At 52.9% G+C, this 257-nt stretch carries 1 protein-coding gene; it reads right to left on the reverse strand.

Features of this window, described 5'->3' with window-relative positions; all coding sequences use genetic code 11:
- Positions 1 to 29 precede the first annotated feature (29 nt).
- Positions 30 to 257 (reverse strand): hypothetical protein (locus AF337_RS04605; protein WP_210168036.1); only part of this gene is annotated, 228 nt, incomplete at its 5' end.

A 257-nucleotide genomic window follows, 5' to 3' on the forward strand; every position in this document is an offset into this window, starting at 1 on the left:
CTCCCTGAAACATTGATCGTTCTGCAGGGCTAGCCCACCGCCGCAATCTCGTCCTGAGCATCTTCTGCAATCCCATACAGGGGCAGCATCACTGTGGCCATGCGGTCGTCATAATACCGTTCGGTTGCTTTCTGGACAGCCTCATGCTCAACAATGGATGCCTTAACTTTTCGAAGGTCAAAACAAGCTAGGGCACCCAGCTTCGCTTGTTTTTTAACCCTGTAGGACTTTGCTTGGCCCATCCCGCGGATCAAGGC

The sequence above is a fragment of the Rhizobium ecuadorense genome (genome assembly GCF_001187535.1).
Classification (GTDB): Bacteria; Pseudomonadota; Alphaproteobacteria; order Rhizobiales; family Rhizobiaceae; genus Rhizobium; species Rhizobium ecuadorense.